We start from the raw sequence: 23532 nt of genomic DNA on the forward strand, positions 1-23532 counted from the left end.
TGAAGGCGGCCTATTGCCCGTTCACCTGGCCTCAGGCATCCAGATTGGAAAGCGACGCTGCCGCGGCTGCCGGAGATTTGATCGTGCGTACGGTCTCGATGAATCGCTCCTCGATCTCGGCAATCTCGAGCGGATCGATCTTGATTTCACGCCGCATGACCCACGACACCTCCTTCTTTCGCGCCTCGGTCATCACCGAGAACAAGCGATCGCAGACCGGCTCGCCCGTCACGGCGGAAAGCAGTTTCGCGAGGTCATAGGTGTCGAAAGCGCTCACGGCTTCGAACAGGGTTCGCTGGTCGACGAACTCCAGATCGGCCAGAGACTTCAGCTCGCTTGCGCCACGGGGATTGCGCCGGGAAAAATACGTGATGCCCTTTTCCTCGACGTAGTTCAATACCTTGGTCTTGCGGAACGCGAAGATATCCTCCGCGATTTCCGCATTCGAGAGCTTGTTGAGAATCAGAGTCTTCTCGACGCCGATCAGGGCTTCCAGGTCGGCCAACTCGATCAGTTCCAGTTCGCTATTAATCGAAATGTCGAGATCGTGGTCCGCCACCTGTTGAGCCCGTTCCGTGATCCGCACGGGATCGAAGGTCACGAGCTGCCGACCGGTTGCACCGTCTTGCGCTGAATATCGCGCCGACATGGTGCTCACGCGATCGGAGCGGCCCGGTTCGAGCGTCACGAGGTTGAGTTTTTCCATGCGCTTGAGCATCGCCATCACATGCGGACGGGAATGACCGGCAATCGCGTGGCACTTCTTGATGACTTCAGGCAGGGGCACCGAGAACTCCTCCCCCTGAGCGCGGCGCGCGCGTCCGTCCACCCGATCCGCGCTCTCGGTACCCGCCATCAGCGACAGAACGTGCGCGTACGAGAGAACACCTGGCAGAAAATCAGCATGGGTATTGGTGGCAAGGACGTCGTCCTTCTTCTTCACCCGTCGAATCATGGTGCGCACGATATGGCGAAGCAGCGGCGATACGCGCTCGAGCTCTTCTTCCACGACGTTTGCTGCAATGACGGTCAATTGACAGAAGCTAAGGGCTTTCGCGGTGTGTGCGCGCGGCTCGGCCGGCAGCAACGACGCTTCGCCAAAAAACTCGCCCTTGCCGAGCGTTGCGAGGATGACCTTTTTTTCGTCGCATTGGGTGGAGATTTCGACTTTGCCGTCCGCGATCACGTAGATGACGGCGTCGCCTGCGAAGCCTTCGGCATAGATGACTTCGCCTGGAGCCGCTGCGCGCGACCATGGCGATCGTTGGTGATTCAAGATTCATTCCCCCGAAGAGCTATTTCCTCGTGCATTCCGTGCCTTCATGAGCCACGGGCATGTCCGATGGTCCTGACTTATTTGACTGGATAACGACATGCAAAACGCAAATCTTTAACCGTCCGATTCGTCAGACTTAAACGCTGCAATAGCGCAAACGTTTGCCACAGCTTTAGTCCCGACCACCGCCTCGCTCCGCCGCCGCACTCGCGTGGTACTCTCATCGTTGAAACCGGGTGCTTTTGACGGACCCAAAAAGGACAGGCAAGAAAACTAGCGGGGTTGGCATGGCAATGCAATTTGGCGCCTTAAAGGCGGTGTTCTTTGACGTTGACGGCGTGCTGCTCGATTCGCTTCCGCAACACCTCAAGTTTTGCGCAGACAAGGCACACGAGTATGGGTTGAAGCATTTGGCCATACCCACCGTTCACGACTTCAAACGCATGATTGCCGAAGGCGTACGGGTCAGCCCGATGGTCGAATTTTTCCGCGCGCTCGGGTTCCCGCCTGCCTTGGCCGAACGGGGCACGCGCGACTACGAAGAACAGTTCATGCCGGACTATCGGCCGGACCTGTTCCCTGGGGCGGGGAATCTGCTCCACGCCCTGCGTGATGCGGGCCTCACACTGGGACTTGTCACGTCCAACACACGAGCGAACGTCGAGCCGGCGCTCGGCAGATTCATGCAGTACTTTGATCCACGTTGCCTGTTCTACTTCGACAGTTTCCCTGTTGCGAAGAGCAAGAATGCATGCCTGATAGAAGGGACACGCGTACTGAATGTCAGCCCCTCCGATTGCTGCTACATCGGCGATCAGCCGGCGGACCAAGTCGCGGCGCACTCGGCTGGTTTTGAATTTCTGGGCGTATCGTACGGCTGGGGGTTTTCGCCGGACGACCCACGAACGTTTACGGTCGACAGTCCGTCGGCCATCTTCAATGCGTTGACAGCCACCCAGTCCAGCCGACATTAATTTCCACCTACCATTCGGGCAGGTAAACAAAATGCTGCCATGGAAACCACGGGTGAGAAGAAACGAGCCGTCCGAACTCGATAAGCTACGCTTCGACTACGCATGGAAATGGTTCAGTTTCCATGCGGAACAACGCACCAAGATGTTCAACTTCATGTTGGTCGGTTTGGGCGCGCTGGCCACCGTCGTTGTCACCGCCATCAACGACCATCTCGTGCTGGTCGCGCGCTTTGCGTGTGGGCTTGGCTTCGTAATCGCACTCGTGTTCTGGCGTCTGGATGGACGCAATCGAACTTTGTACGACTACGCGGGCGACATACTGATCGACCTTGAAGACAAGGTGATTTTTGGTCAAGGAAGGACACTCAAAAACCGGGACAAAAAAATCGTTACGTATGGAATATATCAACGCGTCAAGCTACTCAATGAGCTCAATGAAATAAAACCCTGGTGGAAACGTCGCTTGCTTATAACCTGGGCTGGCGTGGCTGGGATCGTCGAAGGAAAGCATCGCCACCTCATGCCTGCCGTCGCGTTGATGTTCGCGATATTTTTCGCCATCGTTTTCGTCAAAGCAACGACCTTCTCTGAAGTTGTTAAGAATACGCCAACCGGCTGTTGCACTGACTCGTCATGCAACCCAGCATGTCATATTGGATTCACTTGGCCGCCCATTGCGCCTGCGCCACCGCCCCCTCAGGTGGTCCCTCAAGCCACGCTTGTTTCATCGGTCAAGTTCACGGGTTTCGAGAAGGGATTAAATTTGCTTGAATGCGACGAGCACGACAATGCCGACAAACTCAATCAACTCCGTGCGGCAATTCATGACGCGCAAAAACTCAAACTTCGCGTGGTCGTATTTTTGATTGGCAGCACGGATCGCACACCACTATCGCGGGAACTACGTAAGCAATTCGAGTCGAATGCCGGTTTGGCACGGGCCCGCGTGAGCACCGTGGAGCGTTGCCTCGACGCCAGACAGGAATCGGACGCGCAGCCTCAATCAACCCAACCCGAGATGGTGCGGCTGGTTTCCGGTCCCTCCTATGTGCCTCCAAGCCAGGAGCCGGCTGAAGTCGTAAAGGAAATGATGGCGGCCGATAGAGGCGTTGCCGTTCTCGTCATGGGTTTTCCAATGGGCATTGCTAGCACACAGCAGTGATCACGTGGAGGCTGCTATCGAGAATCTGGCGAAGCGGCCTTCAATCCTGCGCCCCCGCTCATCCCCCTGCGCCCGTGCGCAGACGCTGCAGCAATTCACGGCCCTGACGGGTCAGTTGCAGCGTCGATCCTTGCGGATCACGCTGCAGTATTTCAACGAGCTCGTAGCGGCGTAACGCCAGTACGTCCGGATCGAGAGTCTCCAACCGCTTGTCCGTGTCGCCAAGCAGCATAAGCGTCGCGAGTTCGTGATGACTGAGCATCCGGCACCTCCATTAATCGATACATGGGCGATGGGGATATCCTAGAGACGCAACACTACAGTTTGGCTACGGTTGTGTTTCCGTGGATTACCTGCAGCGCTGTAAGCATGCGCGGCAAACCGCTGCTGCGCGTTGCGGCAGAGGCGGTGCGCGACGTGAGTGCGCAAAGAGGCGCAAGACTTTCCGCACGGTCCGTAATTGGGGTCTGCGTATCGGTCGAGGGACCGGCGGGTCGAGTCTGTCGCCGGTCATGCCATCATTCGGTTTTACAAATCCGCTTAAGCGTACAGCGCCCTCCTCCTTCCGCATGACGCCTTCAAGGCAACGTGATCGGCACGGGACGCGTCAGCAGATAGACGTAGAGATTGAAGAAACGATTGTTGTCGAACTGCGTGACGTACGTGATCTTCTGCGGTGACGCGCCAGGTGCTGGTTGATCGGGGTAGACCATCACGTGCCCCTGGTCCTCGCCGCTCGTCGTATCGATATCGAGGTAAGCGCTCTTTGTTTGCGTGGCGTAGGTCGGGTCCATGAAGTAAGCGATCGTCAGCGTGTCGTACAGGTTAGTGTTATCACCGAACGCGCCGGCGTTGACGATGCCATACGCCTTGGTCACCGCGGTCTGCTTGTTCGGGTTGCCCACGATCTGATCGAAGATGCTCTGGGTGAGCGGCACCGTATCCGTGACGTCGAGCGGAATGACGGCTTGGGGAATCGTCGTTTGAAGAATCGTACGTACGGCAAGCGGATCAAACCACCAGTTGAGCTCCCCCACTGCATTCGCATTGCCCGGCACGGCCATCGCACCGCCCATGTAGACGATCTGTTTGATCAGCGGCACGATCTCCGGCGCCTTCATGATGGCCGTGGCGAGATTGGTGGGCGGCCCAACCTCGAGAATGGTGACCTGATTCGGATAGCGCTTGATGGTCTGAATCATGAAATCCGCAGCGCTTTGTGCCTGCAGTTTCGTCGACACCGCGAAGCCATCAGGCGGCGCGACAAGCTGGGACTGTTGGGTCGGTTCCGGCCGGCTCCACGCACCGAAATAGCCTTGCGGATTGGCGGCCTGCTGTGCACGAATGCTCGCCACATCGTATTGCAGTGGATAGTCGGCGCCGCCGTAGACACCCACCACGTTCTGCACGCCCATGCGCTCCACGGCCTTCAACGCATCCGATTCTTCCTGGAGCAACCAGTCGTTGCCGGTCACGACGGTCAGCCCTAGCAGGTTGACCTTACCCTGCCCCATCAACTGCGTGGTCATGGCGAACAGCTGGCCGTCGTCGCCCATCGTGTTGAAGTCTGAATCGATGATGACCTTCGGCGCATTAGCTAGCGGATCGGTTGCCGTCACGCTGCCCCCACAAGCGGCAAGAAGCATCGATATAATAAGGATGCCTATATATTGTAATTTCATGTTTCGTCCATTCCTTCCAGTAGAGATCGCGACTAAACCAAAGGAACACCGTCCGGAGACGGTGCCGGTCATTCAACGTCAAGCTACCCAGAGTTGCAGGTCGAACTGCCTCATGTCACAACAGGCATCCGTTTCAGGCTGCGCTTTCGACTTCCGCGCGAGTCGGGATCGACGGCTGCGCACCGGCGCGTGTAACGGAAATCGAAGCCGCGCGTTGCGCGAGGCTGATCGCCCCTTCGAGCGGCTGCCGGGCGGCGAGTTGCGCGGCAAAGACGCCGATAAAGGTATCGCCAGCCGCGGTCGTATCGACCGCCCGGACCTGCGGCGCGGGAAAATGCATGCCTTCGCCGCCTTCCGGCAACAGATAAGCCCCTTGCGAGCCGAGCGTGACGATCACATTGCGAGCGCCGCCACGTTGCAACTCCAGCGCCGCCCTTCTCGCGCCGCTTTGCGACTCGACCGGCAGGCCAGCGAGTATCGCGGCCTCGACCTCGTTCGGCACGAGGTAGTCGACGAGCGGCAGCCATTCCGCGGGTAGCGGACCGGTTGCCGGAGCCGGGTTCAGCACGGTGATCTTGCCCATTCGCCGGGCGAGAGCGAGCGTTGCGTGAACGGAATCCCAAGGCGTTTCCAGTTGGCAGACCACGACGTCGCTAGCCTTGATCGCCGCTTCGTGACGCGCGACGTTCTCAGGCGTGAGTTCGCCGTTACTGCCCGCGACCACCACGATCGTGTTCTGTCCGTCGTCCGACACGGTCACCATTGCAACGCCGGTGGGCTGTGCCGGGTCGACCTCGATACCCGCGCAGTCGATACCCTCCGCTTCCAGATCCTTGACCCGCTGGGCCCCGTTCGCATCCGTCCCCACGCGTCCGATCATCGCCACGCGCGCGCCGATCCGGGCGGCCGCCACTGCCTGGTTGCCGCCCTTGCCGCCGGCAACCTGCGAGAACTCATGTCCGCCAATCGTCTCGCCGGGCCGCGGCAAATGCGGTGCGCGGGCGACCAGGTCGGTATTGATGCTGCCCACCACGAGCACACGGCCCTGCTTCGCTTCTTTTGACACGTTCACTCTCCTGCTGACCATCCACGATGGGTCGCTAATGGTCAATTTATGCGGCGCGACGCCGGCTTCTATAAGTATCCAGCACGACGGCCACGACAATCACAGCCCCCGTGATAATGCGCTTGGTCGGCTCGGTCGCCCCGATCTGGGCAAGGCCCGCGGCCAGCACCGAGATGATCAACACGCCAAAGAACGTGCTGATTACCGAGCCGCGACCACCCATCAAACTCGTTCCACCGATCACGACGGCCGCGATCACCTGCAATTCGATGCCCTGGCCGGCGTTCGGGTCCGCGGCCTCAAGGCGCGAGATCTGGAACAGGGACGCCAGGCCGGCCAGCAGGCCCATCAGCGCGAAGACTGCAATCTTGTAGGGACGCGGATTGACGCCCGCGAGGCGCACCGCCTCCTCGTTCGTGCCGATGCCAACCAGATAGCGCCCGAACACCGTGCGAGTCAGTACCAACTGCGCCGCGACCATCACGACGATGGCAATCAGGAACGCGGGAGAAATGCCGAACGCAATCGGGTTCGACAGGAAATCGAACGCATCGCCGATATAGGCCGTGCGGGAGTTGGTCAACTGATACGCGAGGCCGCGCGCTGCCTCGAGCACGCCGAGCGACACGATGAACGACGGAATCCGCCACGCCACGGTAATCGCGCCGGTCAGGCAGCCCGTCAAGGCCGCCCCCGCCATGCCGAGCAAGGCGGCGGGCAACGCCGGCCAATGCCACTGCAAGGCCGCGACACTCGTGAGCGCCGCGCCGAGCGCCAGCACGGAGCCGACCGACAGATCGATCCCGGCGATGATGAGGACAAAGGTCATGCCGATCGACATCACGACAAGATCGGGAATCTGGTTCGCGATCGTGCTGAAGGTGTCATAGCTCAGGAAGTGCGAACTCAGCAGCGAGAACAGCACAATCATCCCGAGCAACGCGCCGAGCAGGCCGAGGTAATTCGACAATCCAAGGCGCGTGCCGATCGGCTTCGCGTCTTTGGGCGGTTCGTTCTGCAACGTAGGCAGGCTGGTTGGTCCGGTCATGCTTCAATACTCCACAGATTTTTTCTGGGGTGCCCTTGCGTCGGGCGCCGGTGCGTCGGGCGCCGGTGCGTCGGGCGCTTTCGCGTGGGGCGCCCCTGCGTCGGGTTCGATCGGATCGTGCAACAGCGCGTCGCGTTTCGTGTAGCCTGCGAACGCCGCTGCGAGCAGCGTGTCCTGGGTCCAGCTTCCGCGCTCGAACATGCCCGTCATCTGTCCTGCCGACATCACGCCGATCCGGTCGCAAATCGACATTAATTCGCGCAGATCGCTCGACACCACCACCAACGCGCGCCCTTCCCGCGCGAGCGCGCCCATCAAGGCATAGATATCGAACTTCGCGCCGACGTCGATGCCGCGCGTGGGCTCGTCGAACAGCAGCACCGTGCAATCGCGCGCGAGCCAGCGGCCGATCACCACCTTCTGCTGGTTGCCGCCGGAGAGCTCGGACACCGGCTGCGACGGCCCCGAACTGCGGATGCTCATTGCATCGATCTGTTTGCGCGCCAGCGACGCCTCACGACGGCCGTCCACCACGCCGTTCTTCGACACCGCACGCAGATTGCCGAGCGAGATATTGGCTGCAATGGGCTGCGTCAGCAGAAGGCCCTCGCCTTTGCGGTCCTCCGTAATCAGCGCGATGCCGCTCTTCACGGCATCCGATGGCGACGAGACCTTCACGGGCTCGAGCGAGCCGCCGTCATGTGCAATCGATACCGTGCCGGCATCCGCGCGATCGGCGCCGTAGATGAGCCGCATCAATTCCGTGCGGCCCGCGCCGATCAGGCCGCTAATGCCGAAAATCTCGCCCGCCTTCACCTCGAAGGACACATCGCGCACAACCGGCTCGCGCGTCATGCCCGCGACCTTGAACGCCACCTCGCCGATGCGCCGCTCGCCGAGGTCGATGCGCTCGCCGATATCACGCCCGACCATCAGCGTCACGAGGCGGTCGGCTGAGAGATTAGCCATCTCATCGACATGCACGAGCCGCCCGTCGCGCAGCACGGCAGCACGCCGCGCGATACGCTTCAATTCTTCCAGTCGGTGTGAGATGTACACCAGCGCCACGCCGCGCGCCTTGAGCCGCTCGACCTGCTCGAACAGCAGGTCCACCTCGCGGGCAGTCAGCATCGCGGTGGGTTCGTCGAGGATCAGCACGCGGCAATCGCCGATCAGATTGCGTGCGATCTCGACCATCTGCTGATGCCCGATGCCCAGCGTGCCCACCAGCGTGTCTGGATCGATCGCATCGAGCCCGACTTGCGCCATGGCGTGCCGGGCGTCCTCGCGCAGCCTCGCGCGGTCGATCCAGCCGAACATGCCGCGCTGCGGCAAGCGGTTCAGGAACAGGTTCTCCGCCACCGAGAGAGTCGGCAGCAGGTTCAACTCCTGCATGACCATGCGCACGCCGAGCGCCTCGGCGTCCTTGCGGCTGGCCGGCGTGTAGGCCGCGCCGTCAAGCGTCATCGAACCGGTAGTCGGTGTGACGAGACCGCCGACGATCTTGGACAAGGTGCTCTTGCCCGCGCCGTTTTCGCCGGTCAGCGCCAGCACCTCGCCTGCATACAGGTCCAGCGAGATATCGGCGAGCACAGGCCCGGCGTAGGTCTTGCCGATGCCATGCACACTCAGCATGGGCGGGACATCAGCAAAGGATAGGTTGGGAGTAGACATCAGATTGATAAAGCCAGACAAAGACCAGGCGGCGCGGCCCGCAAACGACGCAGGCCACGCGTTATGCCAGTCTTACTTGGTGACCAGATCGACAGGCGTTTCGACGACGCCCGACAATTCCGACTGCTTCTTGTGTTCGGCGAGTGCCTTCAACGCCGTATCGATACCGAACACGGCCTGTCTGGCGGCGTACTGATTGGCTGTGGCAAGCACGCGGCCGTCGGCGAGCATCGGCTTGATCGCGTTGATGTCGTCGTAGCCCACCACCTGCACCTTGCCGGCCTTGCCGGCCGCGCGCACGGCCGATACCGCGCCGATTGCCATGTTGTCATTGCCGCACAGCAGCGCCTTGACGTCCGGGTTGGCGTTGAGAATCTGGCTCGCCACGGCGTTGCCCTTATCGATTTCCCACTCGCCCGACTGCAGCGAGACAACCTTCATGCCGCCCGCCGCCATGGCCTGCTTGAAGCCGGCCGAGCGTTGCTGCGCGTTGGTGGTGGTCGAGACGCCTTCGATAATGGCGACGTTGTCGCCCGACTTCAGGTGCTTGGCCAGATAGTCGCCCACCTTCAATGCGCCCTTCGCGTTATCCGGGCCGACGAACGGGATGTTCAGGTCTTTCGACTTGAGCACGTCCGGATCCAGCTTGTTGTCGATATTGACCACGATGATGCCGGCATCGACCGCTTTCTTGAGAACCGGCACCAGCGCCTTGGAATCGGCCGGGGCGATCACGAGTGCGTCGACCTTCGACACGATCATCTGCTCGACGATGCGAATCTGGTTAGCCGTATCCGTTTCGTCCTTGATGCCGTTCGTGACGAGATCGAATTTCGTGGGGTTCTGCTTTTGATAGTCTTTCGCGCCGGTTTCCATGGTCAGGAAAAACTCGTTCGCCAACGACTTCATCACCAGCGCGACTTTCGGCTTGTGTGCGGCCTGAGCGAACGCTGCGGGCATCGGCAGAATCGACACTGCGAGGAAGGCTGCGCTGGCTATGATGGCGCGACGCCGCGCCGGTTGGAAATGACGAATCATTGATGTCTCCGTATCGCTCGTTCGGTCTACGTACTGATAGCCGTTGAGTCGTGTGATGGGCAGGTTCGCCACACCCACCGCCGGCTGCTGACGAAACCCTCAAGTTTCTTTGCCAGATGCAGGGACGAGTATGGCCAGATCCAATGCTATCCTCGCGATCCACGTTATGCTATGCCTAATTTCAAAATCGAGCGTTTCAAAAATGGAACACGTAGACTGGGACGACCTACGGATTCTGGTGGAGATCGCGCGCGGCGGCACCATGCGAGCGGCCGCGGCGGCCTGCGATCTGAGCGCGCCGACCCTGTCGCGCCGCCTGACCGAGCTTGAGCGGCGGCTGGGCGAGCCGCTCATCGACCGGGTGCCGTCGGGCTGTACGGTGACGGCATTTGGCGCGCGCGTGCTGGCCTGGGCCGAGCAGATGGAGGATCTCGCCCACCAGATCGAGCGTGCCGCGGACGTGACCGGTGGCGCAGGCGCTCACGGCACCGTGCGGATCAATGCCGTCGAATGGCCGTCTTACATTTTGCTTAAATTGCTCGGTTCGTTCCAGGAGCGGCTGCCCGGCCTCGCCATCGAAGTGCTGACCTCACGACGGCCGTATAGCCTTGCCCGCCGTGAAGCGGACATCGCGCTGTGGTCCGAATGCCCCGACGAAGGCGATCTGTATGTCCGGCGAATCGGCAAGATCCGCTTTGGGTTGTTCGGTTCGCGCGACTACTATCTGCGTCACAAGGCAGCGATCACGAGGAAGGAATGGGACAAGCTGTCGTTCGTCGGCTATGACGACCGGCAGCCTGATCACCCGGCCATGCAATGGCTAAAAACCCTGCCTGGCGCGCCCGCACCTTCGCTTCGAAGCAGCTATGGCATGGGCGTGTTCGACGGCGTGCTGGGGGGCTCCGGACTCGGCGTGCTCGCCCAACTCGCGGGCGACACGACGAGCGATCTCGTCTGCATCGAGAAGCACATCAAGGCGCTCGATCAGGACGTGTGGATGGTGCTGCATCCCGCCCTGCGCGACAGCGAGCGCATCCGGACCGTGGCTAACCTCATTGCCGAAATATTCCGTTAGACCGGGGCCTTGGCGCTGGCGATGTTCCGGCAGCTTCGAGGGGCAATACAACGTCTGCCGCAATCGGACGGCAAATGTTGCGACCTCGGCTGACGACGAAGCGGGCCAAGGTGTGGTCGTTCAGGCGATTCTGGCTGGCACAACGACGTCCACGCAGTTTTCTCGACGCTTAAACAAGCAAAGTCAAGGTATCGAACAGCGCAAGGTCTTCTTTCCTGGCCGATCGTGCATGCTTGCGGATCACTTGCAGCAGACACTCAATAAAGCAACGGGCCGCGCCGCCGAGCGTGCTGTTTCGACGCGTGACAATGCTCAGTTGTCGCGAATCGAACTTCTCATTCAGCGCGAGCGCCACCAGTTGACCTTGAAACAGCGGCGCGGTCTGGAGGACGGTTGGGCACCATGTGCACATGTCGGCGCGCTCAACCAGCATCTGCAGTGTTCCTAGCGACTGTGCCCGCACAATGCGGCTCGCTTCAATCTGCGCCCCATGGCGCGTGAACAGATACTCGATAAGCGCGTCCTGACCGTCAGGCGCGAAATTCAATGCCCAGTCCTGATCCAGCAATTCATGAACCGAACGGCAGTGCTGACGCGGATGCCCCCGGCGAACCATCACGGCCGTCTCGTAGTTTAAAACCGGTTCGCAGGAAAACTCCTGAGTGGCAGTAGACGGATGCAACTGCCCGATCACAAAGTCCATGTCGCCTGCTCGCAAAAGCGGCTGCGCAACGGCCATCAGGCTCTCGAACAGTTCCAGTTGAATATCGGGCATTCGCTTGCGAAACAGCAATACCGTCTCGGCCAGAAACGTCAACGTGATCCACGGTGTCACACCAACGCTAAGCCTTCCCTCAGCCCGGCCGCGAAATCTTGCCAGGTCGTTCTGCGCGTGCTCCAACTGATTGAGGACCAGTCTCGCGTGCGTTAGCAACGTCTTGCCATATTCGGTAAAGCTGATCCCTTCGGGCGCACGTATCAGCAACGGCAGTTGTTCGGTGGCTTCGAGTTCGCGCAGCGAGCGCGTGACTGCGGCCTGAGAAATCCCCAATGACCGTGCTGCCGCCCGGATGCTGCCCGTTTCCGCACTCGCGACCAACGCCTGCAATTGATGAATCTTCACGAAACCACCCCGACAACAAATGGTTGTCAGCATAACAAAACTGCGGCTTCACCCTCGAAATTTAGCTGAATAGCATTCCGTCCAGTGCTGACAGTTGCGACGCCCAAAGCCCGGACGGCCGGGCGCGGCGACCGGATCTTTCCGCTCTTCAAAGGACTTCATCGATGGTTAAAGACTTCGTTTTGCCCGGCATCGCCGCCATTCAGGAGGAAATGATCGGCTTGCGCCGCCGCATTCACGCATATCCGGAACTCGGCTTTCAGGAAGTCGCAACCGGTGAACTGGTCGCCGAATGCCTGAGCAAGTGGGGCTATCAGGTCACGCGCGCCATCGGTAAAACCGGCGTGGTCGGCACACTAAAGAACGGACAAGGGCCGTCCCTCGGATTGCGCGCCGATATGGACGCGCTTCCCATCCACGAAACGACCGGCTTGCCTCATGCCAGCAGGAACGAAGGCATCATGCACGCATGTGGCCATGACGGACATACGGCCACGCTGTTGGCCGCAGCAAAGTACCTGGCCGAAACGCGGGCGTTCTCCGGCAGGCTGAACCTGATCTTCCAACCCGCTGAAGAAGGCCTCGGCGGCGCGCAAAAGATGATGGAAGACGGACTCTTCGAACGCTTTCCGTGCGATGCCGTTTTCGCGCTCCACAACGTTCCGGGTTATCCGGCAGGTCATCTGGGCTTCTTTAGCGGCGCATTCATGGCCTCAGCCGACACCGTCACCGTGCGGGTGGTGGGTCGCGGCGGCCACGGCGCCGTACCGGACAAGACGATTGATCCGATCGTCGTATGCGCGTCGATCGTGACTGCGCTGCAAAGTATTGTGTCGCGTAATGTGAGCCCGCGCGATCTTGCCATCATCAGCGTCGGGTCGATTCATGCAGGCGTCGCGTCGAATGTGATCCCGTCATCGGCGCAGATGCTGTTGACCGTGCGCGCGCTTGCGCCGGATGTTCGGGACCTGCTAGAGCGCAGGATTTGCGAACTCGTCCACGGGCAGGCGGCGAGTTTCGGCGCACAGGCGGAGATCGACTACGTCAGGTGTCATCCAGTGCTGATCAATCACCGCACGGAAACGGATTTCGCGCGCCAGGTGGCGGCGGACTGGTTCGGCACGCAGTCCATGATTGACGGCCTCGAACCCTTCACCGCCAGCGAAGACTTCGCATGCATGCTCGAACAATGCCCGGGCAGTTACCTCGTGATCGGCAATGGCGACGGCGAACGCAGTTGCGCACTACACCACTCCGGCTACGACTTCAACGACGACTGCCTGGCCGTGGGCGCCACCTATTGGGTCAAGCTGACCGAACGTTTTCTGGCAAAACCTGTGCGTACGGAACCTAAGCAGTTCAACAACGACGTTGAGGAGAAACACACGTGAAGAAGACACTTACAGCAATCTCGATCGCTTTGATGGCGCTGTCCGGTGCCGCCAGTGCCGCCGACTGGTCCGGCAAGGAGATCCGGCTGGCGGTTGACCCAACTTACCCGCCGCTGGAGTTCAAGACGCCGGACGGAAAAATGACCGGCTTTGGCGTGGACATCGCCAATGCGCTCTGTGCCGAGCTTCATGCGCGGTGCGTATGGGTCGAAACCAGCTTCGACGGCATGATCCCCGGACTGTTGGCGAGAAAATTCGATGCGATCTCGTCTTCGATGACCATCACACCCAAGCGCATGCAGCAGATCGCGTTCACGAACAAGATCTCCAACGCGCCGGCGCGACTGGTCGTCAAGCGTGACTCCGATCTACTGCCGACTGCTGCTTCGCTAAAGGGGAAACGTGTCGGTGTCGAACAGGGCTCGAGTCAGGAGGACTACGCCAGAGCACAGTGGCAACCGGCTGGCGTGCAGATCGTCTCGTATCAGAATCAGGATCAGGTCTACACGGACCTGATGTCAGGACGGCTCGATGCGGCATTCCAGGCATCGATCGAAGCGAACGACGGGTTTCTCAAGAAACCCGAGGGCAAAGACTACAAGTTTGCCGGCCCGGCTTTGGACGATCCGAAGTATTTCGGTCTCGGTGACGGTCTTGGCCTTCGCAAGGAGGACGTCGCGCTGCGCGATGCATTCAATCAGGCACTGGCTGCCATACTGGCAAACGGGACCTATGCACGGATCAACCGGAAGTATTTCGACTTCGATATCTACGGGGCAAAGTGAGCCTGACCTGAGCGCTCTGCTGCTCTATTTTCGATTCCGCTGAATCGTCGGCTTGGTCAACGAAAATCGGGCATAAAAAACACTATATATTTAGGATGACAAATTGAATAAAACGATTCTTTGTATTGCAATAACGTCCGCATTTTCGACGTCGGTTTTTGCGCAGAACAGCGTAACGCTGTATGGCGTGATTGACGAGGGGCTCGACTTCACGAACAACGTTGGCGGAAGCCACGTGTATGAAATGGCGAGCGGCTATGCACAAGGCAGCCGCTGGGGGCTGAAAGGTGCCGAAGATCTGGGCGGCGGCCTCAAGACGATCTTCCAGATCGAAAGCGGCTTCAACGTCAACACCGGCAAACTCGCGCAAGGCGGTCTCGGGTTTGGACGCCAGGCCTATGTCGGTCTTGAGAGTGAGCAGTACGGTACGGTTATGTTCGGCCGTCAATACGACTCAGTGGTCGACTATCTTGCGCAGACGACGGCCAACGGCAACTGGGGCGGCTATCTGCTATCCCATCCGTTCGACAACGACAATACGGATAACACGTTCCGCGTCAACAACACGGTCAAGTATGCGAGTCCGGAAATCGCCGGCTTCCAGTTCGGCGGCACGTATAGCTTCAGCAACAGCACCGGCTTCGCCAACAACCGGCAGTTGAGCGTTGGCGCACAGTATACGAACGGCGGGTTGTTGATCGCTGCGTCCTACCTGAATGCGGACAATCCTGGCGCCACGTCCGGTGGCGCAATTGCCGGTTCGAGTTCGACAGTCGCCGCGGACGCGAACTTCCAATCGGAGCGCTTGCGCATTTTTGGCGCAGGGGTCAACTACACAATGGGCCCGGCGACGCTTGGTTTCGTCTATACCAACACGAACATTAGTAATCCGACTGCGAATGTCGGCTACCTCAGCGGACAGGAAAGCATCGAACCGACTAGCGGCGCGCTAGCAGGCGGCACGTTGACCAGCTTGAAGTATCAGAATTTCGAACTGAACGGAAAATATCAGTTCACGCCGGCGTTCTTCGTAGGTGCGCAATACGTCTATACGCTGGAGAACTTCGATGCAACGACAGGCAGCGTGCGGCCGAAGATTGACACCATCGGCTTGATGGCGGACTACAACCTGTCAAAGCGCACCGATGTCTACGTCCAGGGTGCCTTTCAAAAGATTGCAGGCGAGGCAACCGGATCGGCTTTGGATCAGGCATACGTACCCGGTGCGCAGGACCTGTCTTCGTCGTCGCGTCAGTTTGTCGTCCGTGCTGCGATCCGGCACACGTTCTAACCCCAAACCCGGCAGTTTCCGGGCGGCGCTGCGCGAGCTTGCCTTGCGTAGCGCGCTCCCTCACCCCTTCGTCGCCCCAAACGTCAACCCGGCCACGAAATGCTTCTGCATCGCAAAGAACATCGCGACCGAAGGCAAGGCCGCAAGAATCGACCCGGCGGACACAAGATTCCACGCGGTGGTCCACTGCCCCTTCAATGCCGCCACGCCTACGGTAATCGGCGCAGCATCGTCACCTTGCGTTAGACACAGCGCCCAGAAGTAGTCGTTCCACACGAACGTGAACACGAGGATAGCCAGCGCCGCAAGCGCGGGCCGGATCAACGGCAAGACGATTCTGAAGAACACCGTCCACTCGTTCGCGCCCTCGATCCGCGCCGCCTCGACCAGTTCAAACGGCAACTGCTTGATGAAGTTCCGCAGAAACAGTGCGCAAAAACCGGTCTGAAACGACACGTGGAACAGAATCAGTGCGCTCACGGTATTGAACAGGCCGAGCTGCAAGGACAGATCCCGCACGGGGATCATCAACACCTGCACCGGGACAAAATTGCCCGCAACAAAGGTTGCAAACAATGTCGAATTGCCGCGAAACCGATAGATCGCCAGCGCGAATCCCGCCATCGCTGCAAGCGCAATCGAGCCCACCACGGCGGGCACGGTAATCAGCACGCTGTTCCAGAAGTAATGCAGCATCGGCGAGGTCGTCAGCGCCTCGCGATAGTTATCGAACATCGCGAAGTGTTTGGGCCAGCCCCAGTAGTTGCCCTCGCTCAGTTCTTCCGTCGAACGCACCGAAGTCACGAGAACCGCGATCATCGGCAGCAGCCAGATCAGCAGCGCGAGCGGCAACGTCAGTTTGTACACGCGGCGCGTTGCCGGCTTCCATTTGTCGATCGGGATCGGAAACATGACCGGCTCCTTATTGCTCGGTGCGCAGCATGCGGCGCAGGTGATAAACGATGTACACCAGCATGATCCCGAACAGCACGACCGCCACCGCCGCGGAATAGCCGATGCGGTAATACTTGATCGCCTGGTCGTACATGTAATACGCGAGCACGGTTGAACTTTCGAACGGTCCGCCGCCGGTCATCACCGAAATCAGATCGAAGCTGCGCAACGCGCCGATCACCGTGACGACGATCGCCATGAACGTGGTCGGCCGCAATTGCGGCAGGATTACGTGCCACAGCATCGACCAGCCGCGTGCGCCTTCCATTCGCGCAGCCTCGATCTGCTCGGCGTTCAGCGAGGTCAGGCCGGTCAGGTAGAGAATCATGCAATACGCGGTTTGCGGCCACAGTGCCGCGAACACGATCCCGAGGGTCGCGTAACGAGGATCGCCGAGTACCGGCACGCCGTGCCCGAGAATCACCGCGAGCAGGCCGAAGGTCGGGTCGTAGAACCACGAGAAGATCAAACCGACCACCACGCCCGATAGAACGAACGGCGCGAAGAACAGCGATTTGACGATGCGGATGCCGGCCACCGCCTGGTTCAGATAGAGCGCGACGGCAAGCCCCATCGGCGGCGCGAGCAGAAACAGCAGCAGCCAGATAAGGTTGTTCTTTAACGCCGTGTAGAACGTGGGCGCGTGGAACAGCTCGACGTAATTCGCGAGGCCGATGAAAGACGGGTCGGTCATCCCGTCCCAGTTGAAAAAGCTCAGGCGGATGGTCGAGATGATGGGCCACACGACGTAGATCGCCACCATTACACAGGCCGGCGCAAGAAACAGGAAAGCGGCTCGCCGCTGCCGGCGTGCGGTCGGCGATGGACGGCGCCGGCGCGCCACACGAGGCGGCCCGCCGCGCAATGCACCGCCCGATGCCGGCACACCCGATGCCGGTACGCCCGATGCGGGCGAGCCAGGACCGCCGGATTCGGCAGGACCACCAACAGAGTGGCGGGTGACGGAGTGCGACACGATCATTCTCCTGTCGACCAGAGTTAGCGCTTTAGCGCTTACTCTGGTCCCATGCAATTTAGTTGCGGATCGAACGTAGCAAGTTGGCGCTCAAACAGGCGGCCCGGGACCGGGCCGCCTCCCCTCACTTCTTGTAGATCCGCTTACGCGTCTGCTCGAGTTGCGCGAGCACGTCGTCGAGCTTCGACGGATCGGAGACGAATTGCTGCATCCCCTTCATCCCTTCATCGGCCATTTCCTTGGTCATGTCGCGATCGTAGAACTGCGCAATGCCGCCCTTCGTGTTCGAGAGAATCTGGAAGCCGATCTTCGAGATCGGATCCTCAGGTTCAGGCGACTTGCTGTTCGCCGACAGCGAGCCGAGCCCGACCGCCAGCTTCGCGCCATTTTCCGGCGTCTCGACGAACGCCAGGAAAGCATGCGCGTCTGCCTTGTTCTTCGCCTTGGACGGAATATGCAGTGATTCGACCGGACCATCTTCGGCGGTCGGCACGTTCGCGTCGATGATCGGGAACTGGAAGTAGCCCATTTGCGGCTTCACGTTCGGCGGAAAACCGGCGCTGATGAAGGTGCCCATCAGCATCATCGCGGCCTTGCCCTGGAACAGGAACGGCTGGACCGAATCCAGATCGTAGGAGAGCGAATTGTCGATGAAATAGCCGGCGTCGATCAGTTGCTTCCACGTCGTATAGACCTTCTTCACACGCGGATCGGTGTACGCGATGTCGCCCGCCATCAGCTTCTGATGGAATGCGTTGCCGTTCAGACGCAGGTCGAGATAATCGAACCAGCCGGCCAGCGTCCATGAATCACGGCCTGCTACGGCAATCGGTGTAATGCCCGCCGCTTTCAGCTTCTTGCAGTCGTCGAGAAACTGGTCCCACGTTTTCGGTTCGCTGGTAATGCCGACCTTCTGGAACAGATCCTTGCGATAGAACATGCCCCACGAGTAATACACGGTCGGTGCGGCGTACTGCTTGCCCTTATACGACGACGCTTCCTTCGTCGACGCATACATATCGTTCCAACCGTTTTTTGCCCAGTCGCCGCTCAGATCTTCGAACAGGCCGCGCTGCGCGTAATACGCCATCCGCTCGCCGTCATGCCAGTTGACGATATCGGGCGCGACGGTGGAGAGCCAACCGGGCAACTGTACTTTGTACGCTTCTTCGTCGACGAACGACACCTTCACGTCGGTACCGGGATGCGTTTTCTTGAAGTCGTCGATGATCGACTGCCAGACGGCGCGTTGACTCGCGCCTTTGAACGCGATGTTGACCTCGAGCGTGCCCGCCTGCGCCGTGCTGACGACGGACGTCCCTACGGCCGCCGCGGCCAGCGCGAGTGCCAGCAGAATCTTGCGTGGTTTCAGTGCCATGTTGCTGTCTCCTTTATTCCTTGATTTTGCGTCGTTGTTGTTACTGCATGGAATCCTTCGCTCAGCGCTTCAGATCATTTGTTCGATCGATAGACGGCCACACCCTGCGGTTCGATCGCGCGTGAACCCATCACGAAAGCGTCATCGGCGACATTGGCAAGCGTGTGTGTCTGATCGCTGTAATTGAACACGTAGGTCAGCGCACCGCGACGGCTGAACCGCACGCTGTCGCCGAGCGGTATCGTATCGACACCTGCTTCCTCGGCGATCTGCTTCAAAAGGCGCACGGTGAGCGCCTCGTCGAACAGGCTCGCGAGGTAATGAAACGCACCACTCTTCACGTAGGCGGGATGGCCGTCAGCGAAACGGGCACGCACGTCGGGCGAAGCCGCTGCATCGCCCTCGCCTTCGATGAAATCGCGCCAGTGGCGCGCGAGGCCGTCGTCCAGGGCCGCGTCCTCGCTGCCCACCAGCCGCACGGTTTCGGTCACATTCGGCCGCATCGATTCAACGCGCCACACACGGATCGGCAGCACAGAAACGAGTGCGCCCGGCGGCAGGTTCGCCGGAATCTGCAGATCTGCCGTCTTCGAACCGGTGCGAGGACCCAGCACGACTTGCGCGCCCGAGCTTGCAAGTCGCGCGGCGAAATCGGCAGGCACAACCGGCAGCGGCGGCACGACGATCAGACGATAGCCGTCGAGCGGCGCATCGACCGGCACGATATCGACATCCAGTCCGAGGGCACGCAGCGCCGAGTAATACTCGAATGCGAAGCGCGGATAGTGAAAGTCCGCACCTTGAGGATGAATCTCGAAGAGCCACTTCGCTTCGTAGTCGTAGACGAGTGCGACCTTCGAGCGAATCGCCGCATTGGCGTCGGCACCCGCAGCGAGCACCGAGCGAATCTCCTCAGCGACCTGCGCGGCTTCATTACCGCCGACGTCAAGCCGGTTATCGGGCGTATTCAAACCGGCATGCATCTGCTCCTGCGCAAACGGCGCCTGGCGCCAGCGGAAATACGACACGCAGCCGGCGCCATGCGCGAACGCCTCCCAACTCCACAGCCGCACCATGCCAGGCAGCGGCGCCGGATTCCACTGCGCCCAGTTCACCGGACCGGGCTGCTGCTCCATCACCCAGAACGGCAGCTTCGACATGCCGCGATACACGTCATGATTGAACGACGCGAAGTCGGGATGCCCGCTGCGCAACCAGCGCGCCTTCACGTCTGGCGCAAACCACTGCTCTTCGAGCGCGCCGAGCGGATAGCTGTCCCACGCCGCGACATCGAGATCGGCCGCCACCTTGTAGTGATCGAACTCGGTAAAGAGCTGCATGAAGTTGTGCGCGACCGGCCGCCCCGGCGAATGCGCGCGGATGATCTCGACCTGCATGCGGTTGTAGCGTGCCACTTCGTCGGAGGCGAAGCGCCGGTAATCGAGCCGATGCGAAGGATGCGCTTCGGTCACGGTCGCCACCGGCGCGTCGATCTCGTCGAAGCTGCGGTATTCCATACTCCAGAACACCGTGCCCCACGCACGGTTCAGTGCATCGATCGTTTGATAGCGCGCCTTGAGCCACTCGCGAAAGCGCCCCACTGCCGCCGGCGAATAGCTGACTACCGTGTGATGACAACCGAATTCGTTATCGGTCTGCCAGTACGCGACAGCCGGATGCCTGCCGTAACGCTCGGCGACTGCCGTGCAGATCCGCTGCGATGCGGCGAAATACGAAGGCGATGAGAAATCGTAATGACGGCGTGAGCCGAAGGCGCGTGGGCGGCCATCCGCGCCGATCGGCAAAATATCCGGATGACGGTCGATCAGCCACTTGGGCGGCGTCGCGGTCGGCGTGCACATGACCACGTGCAGACCGGCCGCGCCAAGTACGTCGATCGCGCGATCGAGCCAGCCCCAGTCATATTCGCCAGGCGTTGGCTCCATCCGGCTCCACGCAAACTCGGCGATCCGCACCTGCTCGATGCCGAGTGCTTTCATCCGGCGAGCGTCGTCTTCCCACATCGACTCCGGCCAGTGTTCCGGGTAATAACAGACTCCAAGGCGCATCCGAATGTCCTCTATGCGTAGTGTTCGACGGATTCGAGCGAAGCGGCGGCGAAGCCGTCTTCGGTAAACAAATGGCATGCGCGGGCGGGGACACGCAAGCTCGCGCGGTCGCCCGGCGCGAGGCGCGTGTCGCCCGGCGCTTTGGCGATCAGCACGGCGCCGCCGGGCTGATCGAGGTGAACATAGCTGTGTTCGCCGAGCTGTTCGACGAGGGATACGGTGCGGGTCAGAACGGCGTCCTGCGCGTTGTCAGATGCTGTCGCGTCGATGAATTCCAGATGTTCCGGGCGCACGCCGAGCGTGACGGCTTGCGACTCGTGGAGCCCGTCTCCACTGACCGGCACGTGCACGTTTTCACCTGTGTGATCGAGCGTCACGATCACGCCGTGCGGATCGACCGACGCCACCCGCCCCGGCAAAAAGTTCATGCGCGGCGACCCGATGAAACCGGCGACGAAGCGGCTCTTCGGACGGTGATACAACTCGAGCGGCGCGCCGATCTGCGCAATGCTGCCGTAGCGCTCGGTGTCCTTGCCCGCGTGCAGCAGCACGATCTTGTCGGCGAGCGTCATCGCTTCGATCTGGTCGTGCGTGACGTACACCACGCTGGCTTTGGCGAATTGCTTATGCAGCCGCGCAATTTCGATGCGGGTCTGGCCACGCAGCGTCGCGTCGAGATTGGAAAGCGGTTCGTCGAACAGAAACACGCCCGGCTCGCGCACGATCGCCCGGCCAATCGCCACACGCTGCCGCTGGCCGCCGGATAGTGCCTTCGGCCGGCGCTCGAGCAGGGCATCCAGTTGCAGGATGCGCGCGGCTTCCCGCACCTTGCGGTCGATTTCGTCTTTCGGGGTTTTAGCGAGCTTGAGGCCAAATGCCATGTTCTCGAACACGGTCATATGCGGAAACAACGCGTAGCTCTGGAACACCATCGCCACGCCGCGCTGCGCCGCCGGTACGTCGTTGACGAGGCGGCCGGCGATCGACAGGTCGCCGTCGGTCACGTCTTCGAGGCCCGCGATCATGCGCAGCAAGGTGGACTTGCCGCAGCCGGACGGGCCGAGAAATACGCAGAACTCGTTCTCGCCGATCTCCAGATCGACATCGCGGATCACCAGCGCGCCGTCGCCATACGCCTTCTGCACGCCTCTCAACGAAATGCTCGCCATCGCATCGACTCCGTGATTTAATCGGCTCGATGTCGGAGATTAAGCGCTTAATCAGCAGGACCTAAAAAATCGACCGCATGCGATCGGTTGGTCTTGCCTGTCTCCGATATCGTTTTGTCTGTGCGGCAAATGGTGCCGCGCCTTGCGCTGCGATGCAAATATCGAACAGCCATCCCAAATATTGCAAAGCCATGCCTACCCTCAGCGAAGTCGCGCGTCACGCCGGCGTCACCCCTGCCACGGTATCGAACGTACTGCGCAATCGCGGCCGGGTCGGCGCGACCACCCGGCAGCGGGTGCTGGACGCCGTCGACGCGCTCGGCTACCGCCCGCATCTCGCCGCCCGCGCACTCGCCGAAGGCCGCGCGCCGACGTTGGCGTTGATGGTGTCGAGCATCGCCAATCCGTTCTATCCGGAATTCGCGCTCGCCGTCGAACACGCGGCGCGCGGCAGCGGGCACTTCGTGATCATCTGCAATACGAACGAAGATCCGCTGACCGGGCGGGCGTATCTCGACCAGATTGCCGGCACGCTTTCCGAAGGCGTGCTCGTGACGAATGCGAACCTCGATTTTGCGGACCTTCATGCAACCGAAGCGCGCGGCACGCCGGTGGTGCTGTGCATGTGGGAACGCCCCAATGAGCCCCCGGGGCTGCCGTGTGTGGCAGTCGATTTTCGTCTGGCTGGCGAACTGGCCGGCACGCATTTGCTGACGCTCGGCCATCGGGGGATCGGTGCGATTGTCGGCAGCAAGGCCTCGGGCATTCACGCGGCCCGCTACGAAGGTTTTGTCGATGCAGTGCGTGCCGCCGGCGCGCCCAAAGGCCGGGTCAAGCATGCGCCCGATACGATACAAGGCGGCTACACCGCGGCGCGCGCGCTGCTGGAAGCCGATCTGACACTCACTGCGATCTTCGCGACCAACGATCTGCCGGCGCTCGGCGCGATGCACGCCGCCGCCGACCTCGGCTTGAACGTGCCAGGCGATCTGTCCGTGATCGGCATTACCGATATTCAACTGGCGCGCGAGTCGCGGCCCGCGTTGACGACGGTCGCCGTGCCGACCGTCGAAGTCGCCGGCCTCGCGGTATCGCTGCTGCGCGAGTTGATCGAATCGTCGTACGGGCAAGCGGGTGGCCAGGTCGCGACAAACGTGCCGATGCGGATTTCCTCCGCGCCGCAACTCGTTATACGCGCTTCGACCGGCGCGCCGCGTCCGAGGTAATGTGGCCGTAACAGCATCGGGGACGTTACGTAGCGAACCCTGCATGCGCCCGCCCCCGCCTCCTGGTCCACCGCCCGCAAACGCCCGTATCAAGCGGTTCCACGGCAAAATCACCGCCTCAATCAGTCCATCCATGCAGTTGGCACGGTCCCTGCAATAAAGCAGGAAAAGGCCG

20 protein-coding genes are annotated in these 23532 nt (G+C 60.8%); 7 read left to right on the plus strand and 13 right to left on the minus strand.

What is annotated here, in order from left to right:
- Positions 1-31: 31 nt before the first annotated feature.
- Positions 32-1276 carry a Crp/Fnr family transcriptional regulator gene (locus KHO31_RS16435; RefSeq protein ID WP_211623720.1) on the minus strand — a complete coding sequence of 415 codons (1245 nt, stop codon included), beginning with the start codon at positions 1274-1276 and terminating at the stop codon, positions 32-34.
- Positions 1277-1512: 236 nt separating this feature from the next.
- Here KHO31_RS16435 and KHO31_RS16440 point away from each other — a divergent pair, with 236 nt between their 5' ends.
- Both KHO31_RS16440 and KHO31_RS16445 read left to right on the plus strand, forming a co-directional pair.
- The gene (locus KHO31_RS16440; RefSeq protein WP_211623722.1) at positions 1513-2250 is read left to right on the plus strand and encodes an HAD family hydrolase; all 738 of its coding nucleotides are present in this window, start codon (positions 1513-1515) and stop codon (positions 2248-2250) included.
- Between the two features lie 31 nt (positions 2251-2281).
- Complete coding sequence (locus KHO31_RS16445; protein WP_211623724.1) at positions 2282-3412, plus strand: hypothetical protein; 1131 nt, start codon at positions 2282-2284, stop codon at positions 3410-3412.
- Positions 3413-3470: 58 nt separating this feature from the next.
- On the opposite strand, the gene KHO31_RS16450 is transcribed toward KHO31_RS16445, so the two are convergent.
- The 6 genes from KHO31_RS16450 to KHO31_RS16475 form a co-directional block, all read right to left on the minus strand.
- Positions 3471-3674, minus strand: a complete 204-nt coding sequence (locus KHO31_RS16450) for a hypothetical protein (RefSeq protein WP_201076022.1) — start codon at positions 3672-3674, stop codon at positions 3471-3473.
- 316 nt (positions 3675-3990) lie between these two features.
- The gene (locus tag KHO31_RS16455) at positions 3991-5094 is read right to left on the minus strand and encodes a nucleoside hydrolase (protein WP_211623726.1); all 1104 of its coding nucleotides are present in this window, start codon (positions 5092-5094) and stop codon (positions 3991-3993) included.
- Between the two features lie 133 nt (positions 5095-5227).
- The gene (gene rbsK / locus KHO31_RS16460; RefSeq protein WP_407945941.1) at positions 5228-6160 is read right to left on the minus strand and encodes a ribokinase; all 933 of its coding nucleotides are present in this window, start codon (positions 6158-6160) and stop codon (positions 5228-5230) included.
- 46 nt (positions 6161-6206) lie between these two features.
- Positions 6207-7208: an ABC transporter permease gene (locus KHO31_RS16465; RefSeq protein ID WP_201076019.1), complete on the minus strand. Its 1002-nt coding sequence runs from the start codon at positions 7206-7208 to the stop codon at positions 6207-6209.
- Between the two features lie 3 nt (positions 7209-7211).
- A complete protein-coding gene (locus tag KHO31_RS16470) occupies positions 7212-8882 on the minus strand; it encodes a sugar ABC transporter ATP-binding protein (protein WP_201121747.1) in 1671 nt (556 codons plus the stop codon).
- Between the two features lie 72 nt (positions 8883-8954).
- Positions 8955-9920: a sugar ABC transporter substrate-binding protein gene (locus KHO31_RS16475; protein ID WP_201076017.1), complete on the minus strand. Its 966-nt coding sequence runs from the start codon at positions 9918-9920 to the stop codon at positions 8955-8957.
- A gap of 202 nt (positions 9921-10122) precedes the next feature.
- On the opposite strand from KHO31_RS16475, the gene KHO31_RS16480 reads away from it, so the two are divergent.
- Positions 10123-10995 carry a LysR family transcriptional regulator gene (locus KHO31_RS16480; protein ID WP_201076016.1) on the plus strand — a complete coding sequence of 291 codons (873 nt, stop codon included), beginning with the start codon at positions 10123-10125 and terminating at the stop codon, positions 10993-10995.
- A gap of 169 nt (positions 10996-11164) precedes the next feature.
- Here KHO31_RS16480 and KHO31_RS16485 read toward each other — a convergent pair whose 3' ends face one another.
- A complete protein-coding gene (locus KHO31_RS16485; protein ID WP_211623728.1) occupies positions 11165-12118 on the minus strand; it encodes a LysR substrate-binding domain-containing protein in 954 nt (317 codons plus the stop codon).
- Between the two features lie 164 nt (positions 12119-12282).
- Between KHO31_RS16485 and KHO31_RS16490 the strand changes: the two genes are divergently transcribed.
- The 3 genes from KHO31_RS16490 (at position 12283) to KHO31_RS16500 (ending at position 15585) form a co-directional block, all read left to right on the plus strand.
- Positions 12283-13509, plus strand: a complete 1227-nt coding sequence (locus KHO31_RS16490; RefSeq protein WP_211623729.1) for a M20 aminoacylase family protein — start codon at positions 12283-12285, stop codon at positions 13507-13509.
- The gene (locus KHO31_RS16495) at positions 13506-14294 is read left to right on the plus strand and encodes an ABC transporter substrate-binding protein (protein WP_211623731.1); all 789 of its coding nucleotides are present in this window, start codon (positions 13506-13508) and stop codon (positions 14292-14294) included. The genes KHO31_RS16490 and KHO31_RS16495 overlap by 4 nt, the downstream gene beginning before the upstream one ends.
- A 103-nt stretch (positions 14295-14397) precedes the next feature.
- Positions 14398-15585, plus strand: a complete 1188-nt coding sequence (locus KHO31_RS16500; RefSeq protein ID WP_211623733.1) for a porin — start codon at positions 14398-14400, stop codon at positions 15583-15585.
- A gap of 60 nt (positions 15586-15645) precedes the next feature.
- On the opposite strand, the gene KHO31_RS16505 is transcribed toward KHO31_RS16500, so the two are convergent.
- From KHO31_RS16505 to KHO31_RS16525, 5 genes are all read right to left on the minus strand, one after another.
- The gene (locus tag KHO31_RS16505; RefSeq protein WP_169489617.1) at positions 15646-16497 is read right to left on the minus strand and encodes a carbohydrate ABC transporter permease; all 852 of its coding nucleotides are present in this window, start codon (positions 16495-16497) and stop codon (positions 15646-15648) included.
- 10 nt (positions 16498-16507) lie between these two features.
- On the minus strand, positions 16508-17521 hold the full coding sequence (locus KHO31_RS16510) for a carbohydrate ABC transporter permease (RefSeq protein WP_201075997.1): 1014 nt from the start codon (positions 17519-17521) through the stop codon (positions 16508-16510).
- 118 nt (positions 17522-17639) lie between these two features.
- Positions 17640-18893 (minus strand): ABC transporter substrate-binding protein, encoded by a 1254-nt coding sequence (locus tag KHO31_RS16515; protein WP_201075996.1) that lies wholly within the window; start codon positions 18891-18893, stop codon positions 17640-17642.
- A gap of 74 nt (positions 18894-18967) precedes the next feature.
- Positions 18968-20962, minus strand: coding sequence for a beta-galactosidase (locus KHO31_RS16520; protein WP_201121741.1), 1995 nt, complete (start codon positions 20960-20962; stop codon positions 18968-18970).
- A gap of 11 nt (positions 20963-20973) precedes the next feature.
- Complete coding sequence (locus tag KHO31_RS16525; RefSeq protein WP_201075987.1) at positions 20974-22131, minus strand: ABC transporter ATP-binding protein; 1158 nt, start codon at positions 22129-22131, stop codon at positions 20974-20976.
- 191 nt (positions 22132-22322) lie between these two features.
- Between KHO31_RS16525 and KHO31_RS16530 the strand changes: the two genes are divergently transcribed.
- Positions 22323-23357, plus strand: coding sequence for a LacI family DNA-binding transcriptional regulator (locus KHO31_RS16530; protein WP_201075985.1), 1035 nt, complete (start codon positions 22323-22325; stop codon positions 23355-23357).
- Positions 23358-23532 lie beyond the last annotated feature (175 nt).

The organism is Paraburkholderia domus (assembly GCF_905220705.1).
GTDB classification, from domain to species: Bacteria; Pseudomonadota; Gammaproteobacteria; order Burkholderiales; family Burkholderiaceae; genus Paraburkholderia; species Paraburkholderia domus.